Consider the following 16,389-nt stretch of genomic DNA (forward strand, 5'->3'; position numbering starts at 1 on the left):
AGTTGCTCCATGAGCTGGCGCTCGCTGCGCACCGTGTAGAGGACCTGCAACAGGAGCGCTCGCAACAGCCTTTCCGGGGCCACCGAGGGCCGACCGGTATGGGAATAACGGGCATCGAAAAGCGCCGACATGCTGGCCAGGATGGCGTCTACCAGAACCCGCAGCCGGCGCAGCGGGTGCTCCGCGGGAATCCGATCCTCCAGGCTCACGTAGCTGAACATTGCTCCCTGCATGACATCGGCACCGCGCATCGTTCCTCCCGAAAATTAGGTTCTATCTTTCAGACCCAAGTCTGCCCGCTTTCCCGCATCACGCCAAGGGCGCGGACTTTCTCACCATCCTGCTAGAGTTCATTGCTCGCCGATACCCTTGGTAAATTTAAATGTACGAGTAACCACCAAAATATCGGTTTGCGCCTTAATTAATTGAGAAAATGGCTGGGCAGGCGAAGCAGATTTCACGGCTTGCTTTGCCGCGTTGTCCAGCACCTCATGGCCGGATGATTTCACGATCATGACGTTTTGAATAGCGCCATCGGGAAATATCTCAAACTGAACTATGGCAGCGCCGTAAAGCTTGCCGCGAGCTTCAGAGGGATAGCTCTCGTTTCCCAAGCGTTCAATCTTTTTAAGAATTTCTCGGACATAATCCTTGATAACTTCATCTTGCACACTAGGTTTCACAAACACCCGCCGTGGGCGTTTGTTGTACTCATTAATTGAATCTTGAATTTCACCTTCGAGCCGCTCTATTTCTTTTGCCATTCGAGCCGACTCTTCTGGAGATGACTTTTCCTGAGCGAGCAAAAGTAAAGGAGTACAAAGTAGCAGCGCAAGCAGTGCACGGGACATGATTAACTCTAGCGTTTGAGTTCAGGAGCGGAGAAAAATCGCAGCTTTTTCGTAACCCCTTGGAACGAATTGCTATAGTACTGGCGAGTATTGCCGGCCAAGAGCCGAAACAGCTTCCTCGCCACAAACTCGCGAGCCTTCTGCGTTTTGAAAACTGTTGGAACGTGCAATAGAAATGATGACCAACGATACTTTGAAACATCTCGCGTTTTGGAGAGAATGAAATCGTGGAGATCGCAGGCAGAATCCCTGTTGAACGCCCAAAGCAAACTATCCTTGTACGAGACCGAGTAGTACGCATCGCTGGGCCAGTTTAAGCTGTGTTTCCTTCTAAGACGACAGCTCTCACAATGAACTGAGCCGATGTCCATGCCGTGGCTGCGATAAAGATACTTTGAGTGACTCCAGTCGCTCGGCGCGTAACCCAAAGGCAGATTTTCTAGGGCGACACGAGGATCTCCGTGAAGCCCCGCGTAATACAGTGCGCCGTGCCAATAATGCCCGCAAGAATCTTGGAATTGCCGGTATTCAAACTGATCACATTTTTGAAAGAACTCCACTTCAGTTTTCAATTTGATACGACAAACCTCTGCAAACTCAAATTCAGCGCGCGACCCACACTGCGGACATTTAACGTCCACCCTGTGTGGCATGGGATTCCAGTCGTACGTTCCTGTCATCTTGATAGTGCGCTCTAATCGGGACAGGAAGAAGCCTCACGAAAAATAGCGATATACGCCGTTGTCAGACTCGTCAAAAGCGGCCCTGTCGTTCGAAAATGTTTTCTGCTCGATCAGAGCCATCATGAGTCCCAAGGTTCGACGTGAGGAGCCGCCGGAGCGGTGAAGCCGCATACGGATGCGTTGGGCACCAACGATGTCAATGGAAGAATATCCATCAGAGATATGGTGGCTAACACAGAATGCCGATAAGCCACTGAGACTTGTCACTGTTGAATCTGTCCAAGTCCGTTCGACGCGAAATGGGTTCAGTGCAGCCTCTCGGCTGAATATATTCCTTCGCTATTTTGACGGCCTCTTCAACCTGCATCGGTTTGCCGTCATCGCGCCTGACCTTCACATAGTACGGCTGCTGAAACATGATGATGTAGCTGTCTAGGGTGTACCCAACATTGTCAATCGTCAGAACAGCGTGATTCTCTTCGACAAGGGTCAACTTTCGTGTGTCGACATTATCGGTGGCAGCGGCATAGCCGATACAGCAGAACAGAATTGCTACTACGGTGGAGAGACGGCACAGGTTCATTCGAATTTCCCTAAGTGAAATATTCAACAGCGCGGCGATTGGCTTGGTGCCGCTTGGTGCGCAACATGGAGCTAACCGGCCTGCGCGGTTTCTCGCGCAGGTCCGATTGAGCGCAGGGTTAGGAGTAGCTTCTCATCAACTTCGGGTAGCTTCTTAGTTAAAGCGATCAGTTGCTCGACGAGGGCAAATGCCCTTTGATGAAAGTCGGTTAGCTCAGTTAGCGTGATTACGGCAACGTTCTTTCGCTCGGATTTCGGAGTTGGAATGCCGCCGGCAAAACTAGTGCCAAACAACGACTCATCAGAGCGACGGCACCAGCAGAAATGAGCAATTTTGTTTCTGATTGCGCGTAGGGTAGTAACCGACAGATTTATTTGGTCGATCTCATCAAGTAACGCACCGTCGATGGCCCTTTTTCCGTAGCGCACTCGATGAATTTCGACAGCCTCTTGAATGGCTTCTTGTAGCCGTACAGCAGCAAGCGGATCAGTAAAAGTACGTGCAAGAAAATCTGGTGTTGCGAGGAGGCGCCCAAGCAGGACGCTCAATAGTTGTTCGATATTCGCCCACTCCACAACAGCCTTCCCGAGCACCATGTACTGTTGGTCGGTAAGTTCAGCGAATTCGGGCGAGTGATTGAGCGGCACTGCTACTCCTAACATTATGTGTGGAATCTAACACCTAACTAACGGAAAGCTATACGTAATCCAGGCCGCACAAAACAACAATTTCGTTTTGTTTCAGTTGCTTAGTCGATTTTAGGCGCTGTATGAACGGAAGCCTATCGGCACTACAGCTTACGCGCCGAAGAGGCTTATACCGATTGAATTAAACGATTTATCCTGCATCATAGCAAGCGTCATACACACCCTTCCAGAGAGGGCAACTATGTGGGTACTGGTTCCCGAAACGCGCGGGCCCATCCACTGCGCGCGAACTGCAAAGCCTCAAGGGGACCAGCACGCTGCGCAGGCAGTTTCCCTCCGGCTTTCGGCGGCCGCTCGGCTGCACGACGGGGGAACTCGGTAATGCCCCTCCATCTGCGCACATCCCGCTCCAGGTTTTTCATCCTTATTGCAGGCCTGGGACTTTGGGGCGCCTTGCTTGCCCTGCTGGCCCAAGATGCCTGCCTCGACCTTGGGGGGGCGGTATCCGGTTCGGGGTTTGCTTGTGCGCAGCCCGACGGTTCCCTTGTCTCGATTTGGGAACTTGTTTCCCCTATGCTTGCTGTTTCTCTCGGGTTTTTGCTTCTGCTTCCGGCAGCGCTGGTCTTCCGTCTTTCCGGGCGGCGCGTCGGCGGGTCCAAGTGAAACGTCCCCGCTTGAAAAAGCCGATTCGGCTTGGAGATTGTTTTTTCCTGAAACGTGACTGGGGTGCCACCATCATCGTGCCCAAGCCCTGCTGGAGACGCCGCTGATGTTCAGCCTCGAATTCCTGATCACCTCGTTCATTGTTGTGCTCATTCCCGGCACGGGGGTCGTCTTTACCGTATCCACGGGCATTGCCCAGGGTCGGAAAGCAAGTGCGTTTGCCGCGCTGGGTTGCACGGCGGGCATCGTTCCCCATCTTTTGGCGACCGTCCTTGGTCTTGCGGCCATCATGCATACAAGCGCCCTGGCGTTCCAGGCCCTCAAGTACGCGGGTGTCGCCTACCTGTTCTATATCGCCATTGCCACTTGGCGCGATTCATCGGCTTTCGCCATCGACAGCACGACTGCCAAGAGCACAGCCCCGGGGCTCGTGCTGAAGGCGTTCCTGCTCAACATTCTCAATCCCAAGCTGACCATTTTCTTCCTGGCATTTCTCCCGCAATTTGTGCAGCCGGGAGCGACGGAACCGCTCTTGCAGCTTCTGTTCCTGAGCGCCGTGTTCATGGCCATGACGTTTGCCGTATTCGTGGCTTACGGGTTCCTTGCACACCTGTTTCGCAAAGCAGTCATTGAATCGCCCCCTGTTCAAGCCTGGCTGCGGCGAGGCTTCGCTGCCACTTTCGCTGGCCTGGGCGCCCATCTCGCGCTCACGGAAAAATGACGCTCAACCGGCTGCCCGCATCTCCCGACGGGCGTGTCCCCTCCAGGCTGGGCGACAAGCCTTCGCCTTTCAGTGCCGGGACCGATAGATGACGCCCTCAAGGGTCGGGTCGGCATAGGCATCGGCGGTGCTCAGATGGCCGTCGAAGGGCCCTAGCTTGCTGATCTCGTTACCATTTCGGAATACCAGTTGCAGGCCATGCTCCGGCTCCCAGTCACAGTTGCATTCGAAGGAGGCGTACACCGCCCGATCTCCCGCACCGCGGCGGCAGATCGTTACCTCGAAACCGAAGTGCACGTGCTTCCAGACATCGTCCGGCTGGCCCACTGCGGGCAGCGTCTCTGGCTCGGGATGCCCGGCCCAGGTGTCCTGGTAATAGGCGTAGACGTGGGGAGTCGCAGCCGCGAGCTGCTGCCGGTCCATGGCCAGGAACTGCTTGATTGTCCGATGAAAGTCTTCTTTCCCGGCGTCGGCATCATAGCCCTCGACGATGAACTCGCAATCGACCCCCAAACCTTTCAGGGTCTTGGTGTCGCTGTAGCAGATGTCATCCTCTTCGTCGCATTCGCACTTGCCGAGTCCTGGAATTTTCATGGTGCCGGGTCCTGGGGAGATGAGGTGGAGCAGTATCGCGGCGCCCGCAACCCCATGTCAAAGGGCTGGACGGCAGGCGCCCGGACCTGCCCTACACCGCCAGCGCCTCCCGGGCCCCGTCCCGGGCCATGTCTTCGCCCCGGCCGCGCAGGATGAATTCGCCCCGCTCCATGACCAGGTAGTGGTCGGCCAGGGATTCGGCGAAGTCGTAGTACTGCTCCACCAGCAGGATGGCCATTTCCCCGGTCTGGGCCAGGCTGCGGATCACCCGTTCGATGTCCTTGATGATGGAGGGCTGGATGCCTTCCGTGGGTTCGTCCAGGATCAGCAGCCGGGGGCCCATGGCCAGGGCCCGGCCGATGGCGAGTTGCTGCTGCTGGCCGCCGGAGAGGTCGCCGCCGCGCCGGTGCAGCATCTGGGCCAGGACCGGGAACATCTCGAAGATGCGCTCGGGAATGGCGCTGGAGCCCGGCCGGGTGGCCAGGCCCATGCGCAGGTTTTCCTCCACCGTCAGGCGGGGGAAGATTTCCCGCCCCTGGGGCACGTAGCCGATGCCGGCCCGGGCCCGTTCGTGGGGGGCGGCCCGGGTGATGTCCCGGCCGTCGAAACTGATGCTGCCGCTCCTGCCGGGCACCAGGCCCATGAGGGTTTTCAGGAGGGTGGTCTTGCCCACCCCGTTGCGGCCCAGGAGGGTGGTGACCTGGCCCATGGGAACCTCGAAGGAGAGCCCCCGGAGGATGTGGCTGCCGCCGTAATACTGGTTGAGCGCGTCGACTTTCAGCATGGTGAATGACCTTTTCCTTGTGTCCGGAGGCCTGGGCCTCCCTTATTGCATCAGCGGCCCAGGTACACCTCGATCACCCGGGGATCGGCCTGCACCGTGGCCAGATCCCCTTCGGCCAGGACCGAGCCCTCGCAGAGCACCGTGACCTTGCCGCCCAGGGCTTCGACGAAGGCCATGTCGTGCTCCACCACCACCAGGGAATGCTGCCCCGCCAGGGAGACGAACAGTTCCGCCGTGCGCATGGTTTCGTCGTCGGTCATGCCGGCCACGGGTTCGTCCAGGAGCAGCAGCCGGGGCTCCTGCATCAGCAGCATGCCGATTTCCAGCCACTGCTTCTGGCCGTGGGAGAGCAGGCCCGCCGGCCGGTCCGCTTCCTTGTCCAGGCGGATACGCTCCAGGGTGGCGGCGATCTTGTCCCCCTGCTCGCGGCTCAGACGGGCCAGCAGGCTGGCCCAGACGCCTTTGTCGGTCTTCATGGCCAGTTCCAGGTTCTCGAAGGCGGAAAGCTGTTCGAATACCGTGGGCTTCTGGAACTTGCGGCCGATGCCGGCGTGGGCGATCTGGGGCTCGCTCATGCGGGTCAGGTCCAGGGTCTGGCCGAAGAAGGCAGTGCCGGAATCGGGCCGGGTCTTGCCGGTGATCACGTCCATCATGGTGGTCTTGCCCGCCCCGTTGGGGCCGATGATGCAGCGCAGCTCGCCGGTGTTGATGGCCAGGTTCAGCTTGTTCAAGGCCTTGAAGCCGTCGAAGCTGACGGAGATGTCCTCCAGGTAGAGGATCACTCCATGGGAGAGGTCCAGCTCCCCGGGCTTGAGCATGTGGGCCAGGCCCTGGGTTTCCCCCTCCCACTCCTGCTTGCGTTCTTCCACCAGGGTATTCATGCGGTGCCTCCTTTGCGGGCCAGCAGTTGTTTCCAGAGCCCCACCAGCCCCTGGGGCAGGTACAGGGTGACGACGATGAACAGCAGGCCCAGGAAGAACAGCCAGTATTCGGGGAAGGAGACGGTGAACCAGCTCTTGGCCAGGTTCACCGTGAAGGCGCCGATCACCGGACCGATCAGGCTGGCGCGGCCGCCCACCGCCACCCAGATGGCGATTTCGATGGAATTGGCCGGGGACATCTCGCCCGGGTTGATGATGCCCACCTGGGGCACGTAGAGGGCGCCGGCGATACCGCACAGGACCGCCGACAGGACCCAGATGGCGAGCTTGTAACCCAGGGGGTTGTAGCCGATGAACATGACCCGGGACTCCGCATCCCGGATGGCCGCCAGGACCCGTCCGAACTTGGATTTCACCAGCCAGGCGGAGCCCACCAGGGTGGCCGCCAGGACCAGGGCGGTGAGGCCGAACAGCACCACCCGGGTGGCCGGGGCGGTGATGTCGTAGCCCAGGATGCGCTTGAAGTCGGTGAAGCCGTTGTTGCCGCCAAAGCCCGTCTCGTTGCGGAAGAAGAGCAGCATGGCAGCGTAGGTCAGGGCCTGGGTGATGATGGAGAAATACACCCCCTTGATGCGCGAACGGAAGGCGAAATAGCCGAACACGAAGGCCACCAGGGCGGGCACCGCCAGCACCAGCAGGGCGACCCAGCCAAAGCTGTCGGTGCCGAGCCAGAACCAGGGCAGCTCCTTCCAGTCCAGGAACACCATGAAGTCGGGCAGGTCGCTGCCGTAGCTGCCGTCCCGGCCTATGCCCCGCATCAGGTACATGCCGAAGGCGTAGCCGCCCAGGGCGAAGAACAGCCCGTGCCCCAGGGAGAGGATGCCCCCGTAGCCCCAGATCAGGTCCATGGCCACCGCCACCAGGGCGTAGCACATGATCTTGCCGATCAGGGTGATGGCGTAGGCGGAGACATGGAAGGCGCTTTCCGGCGGCACCAGCAGGTGCAGCACCGGCACGGCCACCAGGCTGAGGGCGAGGAATACCCCGAGGCTGATCCAGGCCTTGCGCTCCAGGCAGGAGGCCAGGCGCAGGGTGACGGGCACCCGGCCGGCCGGTGCCGGGGCGGAGAGGGTCGCGGAACTCATGGCGTTTTCCTTACTGGTCGGCGAAGCGGCCCTTGAGGGCGAAAATGCCCTGGGGACGCTTCTGGATGAAGATGATGATGAAGACGAGCACGGCGATCTTGGCGATCACAGCGCCGGCCCAGCCCTCCAGGAACTTGGTGACCACCCCCAGGCCCAGGGCGGCCCAGACCGCGCCGGCCAGCTGGCCGACGCCGCCCAGGACCACCACCATGAAGGAATCCACGATGTAGCCCTGGCCCATGTCCGGCCCCACGTTGGCGATCTGGGACAGGGCCACGCCCCCCAGACCGGCAATGCCGGCCCCCAGGCCGAAGGCCAGGGTGTCGATGCGGGTCGTGGGCACCCCGACGCAGCCCGCCATGGCCCGGTTCTGGGTCACGGCCCGGACGAACATGCCCAGGCGGGTCCGGTTCATCAGCACCCAGACCAGGAACAGCACGAACAGGGCGAAGCCGATGATGATCACCCGGTTCCAGGGCAGGATCAGGTTGGGCAGCAGGGTGATGCCACCGGACATCCAGGCCGGGTTGGCCACCTCCACGTTCTGGGCCCCGAACACCACCCGGGCCGCCTGGATCAGGATCAGGGACAGGCCCCAGGTGGCCAGCAGGGTTTCCAGGGTGCGGCCGTACAGCCAGCGGATCACCGTGCGCTCCATCAGCATGCCCACGGCGGCAGCGGTGAAGAAGGCCACCGGCACGGCAGCCAGCAGGTACCAGTCTTCCAGGGCCGGGAACTGGCTGCGGAACAGGCTCTGCATCAGGTAGGCGCTGTAGGCCCCCACCATCAGCAGCTCCCCGTGGGCCATGTTGATCACCCCCATCACCCCATAGGTGATGGCCAGGCCCAGGGCCGCCAGGAGCAGGATGGACCCCAGGGAAAGGCCGGTGAACACGCTGCCCAGGGTCTCCCCCAGGGCCAGGGAGGATTCGATGGCCTTCAGGGACCGGGCCGCCTGCTCCCGCACCCGGGCATCAGCCTCCAGGGCCGGATCGGTGAGGGGCAGCAGCAGGCTGCGGGTGTTGGGGGAAGCGCTGGCCTCCAGGGCCCGCACGGCCGCCAGACGAGCGGCGGCATCCGGATTGCCCAGATTGGCCTGGGCATGGGCCAGCACCAGCAGGGCGCGGATGTCTTCCACCTGCTCCCCGGCCAGGGCCGCCGCCAGCACCGGCTCCAGCTCGTAGGCCGCATTGGTCTGCAGCTCCCGGGCCGCCGCCCGGCGCACGGCCGCATCGGGATCGGCCAGGGCCAGGGCCGCCCGGGCATTGGCCAGCACGCCCCGGATGCGGTTATTCACCATCACCCCGTCAGCCCCCTCGGGCAGCTCCGCCAGGGTGGCCCCGGTGGCCAGCTCCCGGTAATCGCTTTCCCCCATCAGGAACAGGCGCTCCCCGGCGGCAAACAGGCTGCCCTCCTCCAGCGCCTGCAGCAGCTGCGCCGCCTCGCCCACCCGGGCCGGATCCCGACTCCCCGCCAGTTGCTGGATGGCCCCGATGCGGGCCTCGGAATCCCCCGCCGCCAGCTGGCGCAGCAGGGCCGGCTCCAGGACGGAAGGTGGCGCAGCCTGGGCACACCAGGCCCAGAGACAAAACAGCAGGGTAAGCAATGAGCGGCACATGGAATTCATCCTTCAGCAGTATGGACACAGCTTAAGGACGGGCCAGGCGGGGAGGAATACGGCAAATTGCGTAGGGGGAGCCCTTGCGGGGCAGGGGCTGCAGCTGAGCACCGGGGCGAAAAGGGCTTGGTGACATAGTCATCGGCCCCCGCCTCCAGGCCGGCCACCTTGTCCACTTCCTCGGAGCGGATATCAGCCCTGGCCGCAAAAGATGCGCGGCCTGAAATGAGCTGGCCGGGAAGGCGCATGGCGCCTTGCTCCCGGCCTGCCGTACCTGAAGGTGGCCGTCCCTATTGGGCTGCAGCCGGCAGGGGTTGGCGCTGGATGGCCGTGGCTATCTCGGCGGCGGCCTGACTGAGAGCCCGGCGCTGGGCCGCCACCAGGGCGGCGGCGCCACCGTCGCCCGTCATGGTTTCGCTTCCCGCCGCCAGCGGCTCGTGCACCTGGCTGCGGCCGAGCAGCTCCTTGCCCTGCCGCGGCTGCAGGGTCCACAGCAGATCCAGATCGACGCCCCAGCCCACCTGGGCCTCCAGGCGCTGCACGTGCAGGGTGAGGCGGAAGTCGGCGTCGAAATGGGGGGCGCCGTTGGGCAGGGCCGCCACCCGGGAGGAGGCCAGCAGGCGTCCCAGGTCGGCGGCGATGCTGCGGGCGATGCCGCTGCGCAGGGGCTCGGCCCAGCGCTGCTGTTCGCTGAGCAAGATGCGCTGGTCCGGGCCCCGCAGCACCAGCTGGGGCCGGTCCAGCAATTCGGGCAGGCTGGCGCTGAGCAGCAGCACGCTGGGGCCGTTGCCCTGGCCGCCGGGGCGGCCGTCGTCCAGGGTGTAAAGGCTGGCCTTGGGCGTGGTGCCGCAGGCCGCCAGGAGCAGGGCGGTGCCCAGGATGGCGAGGGCGCCGCGCCGGGCGGCGGCGAAGGCGGAAAGGGTCGAAGGGGCGGCGATGGGGCGGCGCGTGGGCATGGTCGGCATTTCTCTCAATCCTCTCAATCGTCCTTCTTGCCCTTGAGCAGGGCTTCGGGCTGGCGTTCCAGCAGGTCCGCCAGGTTGCGCACGGCGCTGGCGGCCCGGCCCACTTCCCGCAGGGTGTCGCGCACTTCCTGCTGCATCGGGGCGTCGCTGGCCAGGACCTTGTTGGCCTGGTCCAGGGCCTTGCGGGCATCGCGCAGGGTGTCGGCCAGTTCCGGCACCACTTCCCGGTCCAGGCGGGTGATCAGCTTGTCCGTGTGCTGCAGGGTGTGCTGCAGGGTCGTGGCGATGGTTTCCAGCTGGTCCTGCAGGGAGTCCAGGCTGCCGGGCTGGGTCGGCAGTTCGGCAATGCCCTTGCCCCAGCGCATGGCGGCGGGCTTGGCGTTGGGGAAGTAGTCCAGGGCCACGTAGCGCTGGCCGCTGACGATGTTGCCGGTGCGCAGCTGGGCGCGGAAGCCTCGGGCCACCATGGCGTTGAGCAGTTCGCGGACCTCCTTGCGGCTGGGTTCCGCGTTGCCCATGCCGCGGCTGCGGCGACTGAGGCGTTCCGGGTAGAGCTTGATCTCCACCGCCATGGAAAAGCTCTTGGTGGTCTGGTCGAAATCCAGGTCGATGCGGGACACCTCGCCAGCGGTGATGCCGCGGAAATCCACCGGGGCGCCCACCGTCAGGCCCCGCACCGATTCGCGGAAGATGAGCACGTACTTCTGGTAGCTGCTGTCGGGAATGCGCTGGGCGGTGGCCTGGTCCGGATGGAGGACGAAGGTGCTGGCGGCGGGTGCCGCTGCCGGCGTCTCGCCGGGCTCCCCTTCGGGGCTGGAGAAGGCGACGCCGCCCAGCATCAGGCTGAGTACGGACTGCATGTTGAGCTTGACCCCGTCCGCATCCATGGCCACATCGACGCCGCTGGCGTGCCAGAAGCGGGAATTGGGGCTGACGAAACGGTCGTAGGGGGCATCCACGAAAATCTGCACATCGACGCCGCGGCCGTCGGGCTGCATGGCGTAGCCGATGACCCGGCCCACCGGGATGCGCCGGTAATAGACCGGGGCGCCGATGTCGAGGGAGCCCAGGGTGTCGCTGCTGAGATTGAACTGGCTGCCCCGGGTGTCGCTGGTGATGGCCGGCGGTTCCTCCAGGCCGACGAATTCCCGGGCGTCGCTGGCGGAGTGGCCCGGGTCGACGGCGATATGCACCCCGGAGAGCAGGGTGGCGAGGCCGGAAACGCCGCCCATGGTGACCCGGGGGCGCACCACCCAGAAGCGGCTGTCCTCCACCAGCAGGCCCTTGGCGCTGTTGTTCACCTGGACCTTGACCTGGACCGAGCTGCGGTCCGGGCTCAGGGTGATGTCCGTCACCGTGCCGATGTCCACGTCCTTGTACTTGAGGCGGGTCTTGTTGGCCTCCAGGCCTTCGGCCCGGGCGAACTGCAGGGTGATCTGGGGCCCCCGCTCGAGCAGGGCCTTGATGCCCAGGCCCAGGCTGAGGGCCACCGCCAGCAGGGGAATGATCCACACCAGGGTGGGGCGGCGGCGGGGCGGGGTGACGCGGACCGTCTCGGCGGCGGGCAGGGGCGTGTCGTCAGGCATGGCGGTGTTCCTCGGCGGAGGCGGCAGAAGTGTCAGAGGGGACGGTCTGGGGAACGGCCCGGTCCCAGATGAGGCGCGGGTCGAAGGCCATGGTGGCGAGCATGCTCAGCACTACCACGGCGCCGAAGGCCACCACCCCGGGGCCGGGGGAAATGATGGCGAGGGACTGGACCTGGACCAGGGCCACCAGCAGGGTGACCACGTAGACGTCCAGCATGGACCAGCGGCCGATCAGTTCCAGCAGCCGGTAGAGCCGGGCCCGCTGCCGGGTGTTGCGGTGGGAGCCGCGGTGCACGCTGAGCAGCAGGTAGGTGAGGGAAAAGAGCTTGAGCATGGGCAGCACGATGCTGGCGCAGAAGACCACCAGGGCCAGTTCCCAGGAGCCCGTGTCCCACAGCACCACCACCCCGCTCATGATGGTGTCGTGCTGGGTGCCGAAGGGGGAGCGGGTCTCCATGATGGGCAGCAGGTTGGCCGGCAGGTAGAGCACGTAGGCGGCCAGCATCAGGGCCCAGGTGCGCGCCAGGCTGTCCGGCTTGCGCAGGTGCAGGGGCGCCTGGCAGCGGGGACAGTGTTCGTGCTGTTCCAGGGAAGCCAGCTGGCCGCATACCTCGCAGACGGCGAGCCCTTGGCTGGCGGCGGTATGGCGGCGGCTCATGCCGGCTTGGCCCCGTCGTCCGGATGCGCCTCGTCCCAGGCCTGCCACAGGGTATGGCCGTCGAGCAGGCCGGCCAGGGCGGCCAGCAGCAGCATGAGGCCGCCGAAGCACCAGATGGCAGGCCCCGGCAGCACGTCGGCCAGGTGGGCCAGCTTCACCAGGGAGACCAGGACGCCGAGGATGAACACTTCCACCATGGCCCAGGGATGGGCCAGGCGGAAGGCGCGAAAGACCGGGGCGAAGGCCGGCGAGCGGCGGCCCTGCCACAGGGGCAGCACCAGCCACAGCACCGCGCCCAGCTCGATGGCCGGCATCAGCACCGTGGTCAGCAGCACCAGGCCGCCCAGGGCCTCCCGGCCATCCTGCCAGAGGTGCCGGACGGCGCCGATGACGGTGGTTTCGGTGTAGTTGCCCTGGATGTTGAGGCCGACGATGGGGTACAGGTTGGCGGTGAGCAGCAGCACCAGGGCCGCCAGGGTCAGGGCCAGGATTTTCTCCAGCCGGTCCCGGTGGAAGCTGTAGAGGCGGGCGCCGCAGCGGGGGCAGTGGGCCCGGCTGCCCGGCAGCGTCAGGGCCACCGGCTGCAGCAGCAGATCGCACTCGTGGCAGGCGGTGAGGGGGGCGGTGGGCATGGCGGCCTCGCTCGGCGGTGCAGGCATGGGACGCGTCTCAGTGCAGCAGCACCCAGGCGTTGATGCGCCGGCCGTCGTGCCAGATGTCGGTGATGCGGGTGGTGAGGTCGAAGGCGGCCTGGTCGGTGATGCGCATCTCGACGATGGCGATGGGCTGTTGCGGGTCGCCGTCGCGGACGATGGCAATCTCGCCGACGGGGCCGAAGCGCGCCAGGACCTGGCGCACTTCGCTTTCGCTGACGTCGGCGGGGAGGCCGGAGAACATGATCTTTTTCATCGGAACTCCAGAGAGACTGGTGGCATGTTACCTGTAACGTGGTGGGAACGGCCTTCATGGAGGGCGTCGTGGAGGAACAGCAGGGACTGGCTCACTGTGCGCGATCACAGTAGGTCGCAGGAACGCGGAAGGGGGAAGGCATTCGCCCGCTGCCCATGAAGAGGTAGCCCTATTCCGCCATCATGGCCTCCAGCAGGCTGAGCTGGCTATCGCCGATGAAGTGCCCCAGCCCCCCGGTTCGGTAACTTCGGTCAGGACAGCCGGGGAGATGGGCTGAGCTGGAGATGTTTCGGGAGGCATGGGGTCTCGGTTCTATCGGGCAGGGCCCCTGGCGCCCCCCGGAGAAAACATCATTTCCTGCTCTTTGCCAGCGGCTTAGGCACGGCTGCAGCGATCTGCTGCAGCGACTGGGTCAAGACGCTCCCCTGCTTGATGGTGGCCAGGGCCAGGTCCTTGCCGAAAGGCAGGGCTGCGGCCGTCTGGCGCGCACCGTCCTCCACGGCCGCCTGCAATTCCACATATTGGCTTTGCACCACGGGGACCAGCTCTCCGGCAGCGACAGTGCTCAGTTCATAGGCGGCCTGGGTGCAGGCAGTGCCATTCTTCAGCCGGGTGGCTGCCAGACCGGTCTGGATATCCACCGCCTGCTGGACGCTGGTGCTGCCGAGCAGTTGCTTGTAGCCCGCCGCCTCGTCTTCCAGCATTTGCCGCACAGCGCCGAAATTGAGTTCAGCCAGATTCTGGACGGTGTCGAAATAGACCTGGGTCGCCCTCAGGAAGGAGGTGACCCAGGCGTTGTTGGCTTGGGAAAGTGAGGCCAAGGGGGCGAAGTTCAACTTTTCTGACATGGGTGGCTCCTGTCTTTGCATTGGATGGAAAAACTGTCCCGGCGCTTGACGACCAGCGCCCGCGGCGCCCCATTATTCAACGATCGTTTAATAACGACAAGGGGCGCTTTGTAACCGTCTGTGCCTGGGCGGACGTGATATCTTTGCGCTCCGAATATGAGCCCACTGCCATCATCCCCGCGCCGCCCCGGGCGCCCCCGCAGCACCGATGTGGACAGCCGCGAAAAGCTGCTGGCCGCCGCCTTGCTGGCTTTCTCCGAACTTGGTTTTGCCGGCGCCAGCCTGCGGGCCATCGCGCTGTCGGCGGGATTCGACGTGGCGATGATCTTCCACCACTTCGGCTCCAAGGAGAGACTATGGCTGGCGGTGGGGGAATCCATAGAGGCCGATTTCCAGCAGTCCCTGAACCATGAACTGGTACCCCTGATGGAGGGGAACCACCCCATTGCAGAACGAGTTACCCGGGTGCTGGACGTGTTGGTGGAAAAGCTCATCGAGCGGCCTGCCATAACCATGCTGATCATGCGTGAAATGCCGGTACCAGGGGAGCGGCGCGACTTTCTGGTCACCCGCCTGCTACGTCCTTCCTGCGACGGCCTGGTGCCCTTCTGGCTGAAAGCCATGGAGGCAGGGGTGCTGCGCCCTTCCGACCCGGTGCTGTTCCACGTCGGCATCTTCGGCGCCATAGCAATGGTCCTGGCCTTCCACGACGTCCTGCCCCAGCTGGGCTCGGCAGAGATGGACCTGGCAGAGGTCAAGGCCCACCTCTATCGTGGCCTGCTGGCGGACCCGGCCTGAAGGGCGCGCAAAATCAGCTGCGCCTGCCAGGAAATGCGGCCGGGCCAAACCAACAACAACGGGACCCGCAGGTCCCGTTGTTGTTGATTGACTAGCGCCCGGATCACTTGCCTTCCGGTTCGTCCTTCTTCTTGTCGTTGCCGGCGATGAAGGGGCTCCAGGGTTGGGCCTTGACGGGACCGGGGGTTTTCCAGACCACGTTGAACTGGCCGTCAGCCTTGATCTCGCCGATGAACACGGGCTTGTGCAGGTGGTGGTTCTTCTCGTCCATCTTCACGGTGAAGCCGGAGGGGGCCTTGAAGGTCTGGCCGCCCATGGCGGCGATGACCTTATCCACATCGGTGCTCTTGGCCTTTTCCACGGCCTGCTTCCACATGTGGATGCCGATGTAGGTGGCTTCCATCGGGTCGTTGGTGACCACGGTGGAGGCGTTGGGCAGCTTGTTCTTCACGGCCCAGTCCTTGTACATCTTGATGAACTTGGTGTTTTCCGGGTTCTTCAGGGACTGGAAGTAGTTCCAGGCGGCCAGGTGGCCCACCAGGGGCTTGGTATCGACGCCGCGCAGTTCCTCCTCGCCGACCGAGAAGGCCACCACCGGTACGTCGGTGGCCTTGAGGCCGGCGTTGCCCAGTTCCTTGTAGAAGGGCACGTTGGAGTCGCCGTTGATGGTGGAGACCACGGCGGTCTTCTTGCCTTCGGAGGCGAACTTCTTGATCTTGGCGATGATGGTCTGGTAGTCGCTGTGGCCGAAGGGGGTGTATTCCTCCATGATGTCGGCGTCGGCGACGCCCTTGGACTTCAGGAAGGCGCGCAGGATCTTGTTGGTGGTGCGCGGATAGACGTAGTCGGTGCCGAGCAGCACGAAGCGCTTGGCGGAACCGCCATCCTTGCTCATCAGGTACTCGACGGCGGGAATGGCCTGCTGGTTGGGGGCGGCACCGGTGTAGAAGACGTTCTTTTCCAGTTCTTCACCCTCGTACTGGACCGGGTAGAAGAGCAGGCCGTTCAGTTCCTTGAACACGGGCAGCACGGACTTGCGGGAGACGGAAGTCCAGCAGCCGAAGACCACGGCCACCTTGTCCTGGGCCAGCAGCTGGCGGGACTTTTCCGCGAACAGGGGCCAGTTGGAAGCGGGGTCCACCACCACCGGCTCCAGCTTCTTGCCCATCACGCCGCCGGCCTTGTTGATCTCTTCGATGGTCATCAGGGCCGTTTCCTTGAGCGCCGTCTCGGAGATGGCCATGGTGCCGGACAGGGAATGCAGGATGCCCACCTTGATGGTGTCGGCGGCATGGGCGGCGAAGGAGGTGAGGCCGGCGGCGGCCATGGCGACGGTCAGGGCGGTGGCCTTGATGAAACTGCGACGGGATTTCATGGGTTGCTCCTCGAGGTTGGACGATGGGGACTGCCTGTTGCTGCAGTGCAACGCCAGATTACGGAGGGGCCGGAATGGGG

The 16,389-nt window shown here is 63.5% G+C and carries 18 protein-coding genes and 1 pseudogene; 2 read left to right on the top strand and 17 right to left on the bottom strand.

The window, feature by feature from the left end:
- From G474_RS0115245 to G474_RS22895, 4 genes are all read right to left on the bottom strand, one after another.
- A partial coding sequence (locus G474_RS0115245; protein ID WP_026687798.1) for a transposase occupies window positions 1–251 on the bottom strand: 251 nt, incomplete at its 3' end.
- Window positions 252–350: 99 nt separating this feature from the next.
- The gene (locus G474_RS21105) at window positions 351–851 is read right to left on the bottom strand and encodes an energy transducer TonB (protein ID WP_084513798.1); all 501 of its coding nucleotides are present in this window, start codon (window positions 849–851) and stop codon (window positions 351–353) included.
- A 912-nt stretch (window positions 852–1,763) separates the two neighbouring features.
- Entirely contained in the window at window positions 1,764–2,117 is a 354-nt protein-coding gene (locus G474_RS0115255) for a hypothetical protein (RefSeq protein WP_026687726.1), read from the bottom strand.
- A gap of 71 nt (window positions 2,118–2,188) precedes the next feature.
- The gene (locus tag G474_RS22895; RefSeq protein WP_211228128.1) at window positions 2,189–2,764 is read right to left on the bottom strand and encodes a hypothetical protein; all 576 of its coding nucleotides are present in this window, start codon (window positions 2,762–2,764) and stop codon (window positions 2,189–2,191) included.
- A gap of 769 nt (window positions 2,765–3,533) precedes the next feature.
- Between G474_RS22895 and G474_RS0115270 the strand changes: the two genes are divergently transcribed.
- On the top strand, window positions 3,534–4,148 hold the full coding sequence (locus G474_RS0115270) for a LysE family translocator (protein ID WP_026687728.1): 615 nt from the start codon (window positions 3,534–3,536) through the stop codon (window positions 4,146–4,148).
- A 69-nt stretch (window positions 4,149–4,217) separates the two neighbouring features.
- Here G474_RS0115270 and G474_RS0115275 read toward each other — a convergent pair whose 3' ends face one another.
- The 12 genes and pseudogenes from G474_RS0115275 to G474_RS0115325 all read right to left on the bottom strand — a co-directional run bounded on the left by G474_RS0115275 (window position 4,218) and on the right by G474_RS0115325 (window position 14,136).
- Window positions 4,218–4,742: a DUF6985 domain-containing protein gene (locus G474_RS0115275; RefSeq protein ID WP_026687729.1), complete on the bottom strand. Its 525-nt coding sequence runs from the start codon at window positions 4,740–4,742 to the stop codon at window positions 4,218–4,220.
- 91 nt (window positions 4,743–4,833) lie between these two features.
- Window positions 4,834–5,526: an urea ABC transporter ATP-binding subunit UrtE gene (gene urtE / locus G474_RS0115280; RefSeq protein ID WP_026687730.1), complete on the bottom strand. Its 693-nt coding sequence runs from the start codon at window positions 5,524–5,526 to the stop codon at window positions 4,834–4,836.
- Between the two features lie 50 nt (window positions 5,527–5,576).
- Window positions 5,577–6,344 carry an urea ABC transporter ATP-binding protein UrtD gene (urtD, locus tag G474_RS0115285; protein WP_342663589.1) on the bottom strand — a complete coding sequence of 256 codons (768 nt, stop codon included), beginning with the start codon at window positions 6,342–6,344 and terminating at the stop codon, window positions 5,577–5,579.
- 59 nt (window positions 6,345–6,403) lie between these two features.
- Window positions 6,404–7,552: an urea ABC transporter permease subunit UrtC gene (gene urtC, locus G474_RS0115290; protein WP_026687732.1), complete on the bottom strand. Its 1,149-nt coding sequence runs from the start codon at window positions 7,550–7,552 to the stop codon at window positions 6,404–6,406.
- Window positions 7,553–7,562: 10 nt separating this feature from the next.
- Window positions 7,563–9,170, bottom strand: a complete 1,608-nt coding sequence (gene urtB / locus G474_RS0115295; RefSeq protein WP_026687733.1) for an urea ABC transporter permease subunit UrtB — start codon at window positions 9,168–9,170, stop codon at window positions 7,563–7,565.
- 110 nt (window positions 9,171–9,280) lie between these two features.
- Window positions 9,281–9,358, bottom strand: a pseudogene (locus tag G474_RS24540) (DNA-binding response regulator); the annotation flags it as partial.
- Window positions 9,359–9,460: 102 nt separating this feature from the next.
- On the bottom strand, window positions 9,461–10,135 hold the full coding sequence (locus G474_RS21115) for a PqiC family protein (protein WP_051282349.1): 675 nt from the start codon (window positions 10,133–10,135) through the stop codon (window positions 9,461–9,463).
- A gap of 14 nt (window positions 10,136–10,149) precedes the next feature.
- Window positions 10,150–11,721 carry a PqiB family protein gene (locus G474_RS0115305; protein WP_026687734.1) on the bottom strand — a complete coding sequence of 524 codons (1,572 nt, stop codon included), beginning with the start codon at window positions 11,719–11,721 and terminating at the stop codon, window positions 10,150–10,152.
- Complete coding sequence (locus tag G474_RS0115310; RefSeq protein ID WP_026687735.1) at window positions 11,714–12,379, bottom strand: paraquat-inducible protein A; 666 nt, start codon at window positions 12,377–12,379, stop codon at window positions 11,714–11,716. The genes G474_RS0115305 and G474_RS0115310 overlap by 8 nt, the downstream gene beginning before the upstream one ends.
- Window positions 12,376–13,038, bottom strand: coding sequence for a paraquat-inducible protein A (locus G474_RS0115315; protein ID WP_211228129.1), 663 nt, complete (start codon window positions 13,036–13,038; stop codon window positions 12,376–12,378). Before G474_RS0115315 ends, G474_RS0115310 begins: the two co-directional genes overlap by 4 nt.
- Window positions 13,039–13,048: 10 nt before the next feature.
- Complete coding sequence (locus G474_RS22230; protein WP_026687737.1) at window positions 13,049–13,288, bottom strand: RNA recognition motif domain-containing protein; 240 nt, start codon at window positions 13,286–13,288, stop codon at window positions 13,049–13,051.
- Window positions 13,289–13,638: 350 nt separating this feature from the next.
- Complete coding sequence (locus G474_RS0115325; RefSeq protein WP_026687738.1) at window positions 13,639–14,136, bottom strand: phasin family protein; 498 nt, start codon at window positions 14,134–14,136, stop codon at window positions 13,639–13,641.
- 156 nt (window positions 14,137–14,292) lie between these two features.
- Between G474_RS0115325 and G474_RS0115330 the strand changes: the two genes are divergently transcribed.
- On the top strand, window positions 14,293–14,934 hold the full coding sequence (locus G474_RS0115330; RefSeq protein ID WP_084513801.1) for a TetR/AcrR family transcriptional regulator: 642 nt from the start codon (window positions 14,293–14,295) through the stop codon (window positions 14,932–14,934).
- Window positions 14,935–15,037: 103 nt separating this feature from the next.
- Here the strand turns inward: G474_RS0115330 and urtA are convergent, their stop codons facing one another.
- Window positions 15,038–16,309 (bottom strand): urea ABC transporter substrate-binding protein, encoded by a 1,272-nt coding sequence (gene urtA / locus G474_RS0115335; protein ID WP_026687740.1) that lies wholly within the window; start codon window positions 16,307–16,309, stop codon window positions 15,038–15,040.
- Window positions 16,310–16,389: the final 80 nt, after the last annotated feature.

The sequence above is a fragment of the Azovibrio restrictus DSM 23866 genome (genome assembly GCF_000429665.1).
GTDB lineage: Bacteria > Pseudomonadota > Gammaproteobacteria > Burkholderiales > Rhodocyclaceae > Azovibrio > Azovibrio restrictus.

Excerpts from the sequence above, each read along its gene's own strand:
- urtD (WP_342663589.1), bottom strand. The coding sequence starts at position 6,344 with ATGCTCAAGCCCGGGGAGCTGGACCTCTCCCATGGAGTGATCCTCTAC.
- G474_RS0115270 (WP_026687728.1), top strand. The coding sequence starts at position 3,534 with ATGTTCAGCCTCGAATTCCTGATCACCTCGTTCATTGTTGTGCTCATT.
- G474_RS0115305 (WP_026687734.1), bottom strand. The coding sequence starts at position 11,721 with ATGCCTGACGACACGCCCCTGCCCGCCGCCGAGACGGTCCGCGTCACC.
- G474_RS0115315 (WP_211228129.1), bottom strand. The coding sequence starts at position 13,038 with ATGCCTGCACCGCCGAGCGAGGCCGCCATGCCCACCGCCCCCCTCACC.
- urtE (WP_026687730.1), bottom strand. The coding sequence starts at position 5,526 with ATGCTGAAAGTCGACGCGCTCAACCAGTATTACGGCGGCAGCCACATC.
- G474_RS21115 (WP_051282349.1), bottom strand. The coding sequence starts at position 10,135 with ATGCCGACCATGCCCACGCGCCGCCCCATCGCCGCCCCTTCGACCCTT.
- G474_RS22230 (WP_026687737.1), bottom strand. The coding sequence starts at position 13,288 with ATGAAAAAGATCATGTTCTCCGGCCTCCCCGCCGACGTCAGCGAAAGC.
- G474_RS0115330 (WP_084513801.1), top strand. The coding sequence starts at position 14,293 with ATGAGCCCACTGCCATCATCCCCGCGCCGCCCCGGGCGCCCCCGCAGC.
- G474_RS0115325 (WP_026687738.1), bottom strand. The coding sequence starts at position 14,136 with ATGTCAGAAAAGTTGAACTTCGCCCCCTTGGCCTCACTTTCCCAAGCC.
- G474_RS0115255 (WP_026687726.1), bottom strand. The coding sequence starts at position 2,117 with ATGAACCTGTGCCGTCTCTCCACCGTAGTAGCAATTCTGTTCTGCTGT.
- G474_RS21105 (WP_084513798.1), bottom strand. The coding sequence starts at position 851 with ATGTCCCGTGCACTGCTTGCGCTGCTACTTTGTACTCCTTTACTTTTG.
- urtA (WP_026687740.1), bottom strand. The coding sequence starts at position 16,309 with ATGAAATCCCGTCGCAGTTTCATCAAGGCCACCGCCCTGACCGTCGCC.
- urtB (WP_026687733.1), bottom strand. The coding sequence starts at position 9,170 with ATGTGCCGCTCATTGCTTACCCTGCTGTTTTGTCTCTGGGCCTGGTGT.
- G474_RS0115275 (WP_026687729.1), bottom strand. The coding sequence starts at position 4,742 with ATGAAAATTCCAGGACTCGGCAAGTGCGAATGCGACGAAGAGGATGAC.
- G474_RS0115310 (WP_026687735.1), bottom strand. The coding sequence starts at position 12,379 with ATGAGCCGCCGCCATACCGCCGCCAGCCAAGGGCTCGCCGTCTGCGAG.
- urtC (WP_026687732.1), bottom strand. The coding sequence starts at position 7,552 with ATGAGTTCCGCGACCCTCTCCGCCCCGGCACCGGCCGGCCGGGTGCCC.